The sequence below is a fragment of the Bergeyella porcorum genome, assembly GCF_042427575.1.
Classification (GTDB): Bacteria; Bacteroidota; Bacteroidia; order Flavobacteriales; family Weeksellaceae; genus Bergeyella; species Bergeyella porcorum.
The window spans coordinates 1-974 of the sequence record NZ_JBHMFD010000026.1 but is presented as its reverse complement, the minus strand read 5'-3'; the positions used below and the strand labels follow the sequence as shown (position 1 = coordinate 974).

Below are 974 nucleotides of genomic sequence, written 5' to 3'. Positions count from 1 at the left end.
GCCAAAAGCCTTGAATTTACTACTGTTTCGCCTATTTTTTATATACATTGTTAGCGGGTCGTTGTTTTTGTTTATCAGTCATTTATGTGTTTTTCTATTCCATCAATTATTGATTTCCAATCATCAACGTGTAATTCGTGTCCTGTACCTTCAAGGGTGATTAGATTTGAACCTTTTATTTTTTCTAGTAAAAAACCTGCATTCTTATAATGCCAAATTTTGTCGTCTGTTCCGTGGATAATTAAGGTGGGTTGTTTGATTTCGTTTAATCTGTTCCAATATTCTTCACCACCTTGCAATGCAGCGTGATTGAACATACTTATATAATTGTTGGCTCTATTGAACTCAGCTCTTATCAGTTTTTCACTTCTTTGTTTGTCAAATTGTTTCTTGCCACTCATTAATTCTGCACCCTGAATTAAATAGTTTACCACACTGTCTTCATTTGTCCAATTGACTGTACCTGCTTTACTATGGAAATCTAAAATACTCGTGTCCATTTCAGGTATAGTTGGGTCTGAGTCTCCCCAAGGGCCTGATGACATAAGAGTTAAGGAGTTAACTCTGTCGGCAAACTTTATTGATGCTATTTGAGAAATTAGTCCGCCCAAAGAAATCCCCACAAAATGTGCTTTGTCAATCTTGTAGCCATCCAATATTGAAATAGCGTCATTAGTTAAGTCAACAATATCGTATGGAGTAGAACCTGGTTCATAATTAGTGGATTTTCCTACATCTCTGTTGTCGTAACGAATAACAAAAAATCCTTTTTCAGATAATTGTTGGCAAAATTCAGTGTCCCAATACAGCATTGATACGGTTGCACCTGCTACCAAAAGGATTGCTGGATTTTTCTTATTTCCAAAACTTTCCGTACAGAGTTCAATGCCGTTTGTTTTAATTATTTTCTCTTTCATTTCTGTTTTCCTTTGTTTGCAACTGATTATTATCAGTCCTAAAATTAATATCCAAAG

General features: G+C 35.0%; 1 protein-coding gene. It reads right to left on the bottom strand.

Translation table 11 applies throughout. From position 1 onward, the window contains the following. Window positions 1-74: 74 nt before the first annotated feature. A partial coding sequence (gene estT, locus ACFFUE_RS10740; protein ID WP_376835248.1) for a macrolide hydrolase EstT occupies window positions 75-974 on the bottom strand: 900 nt, incomplete at its 5' end.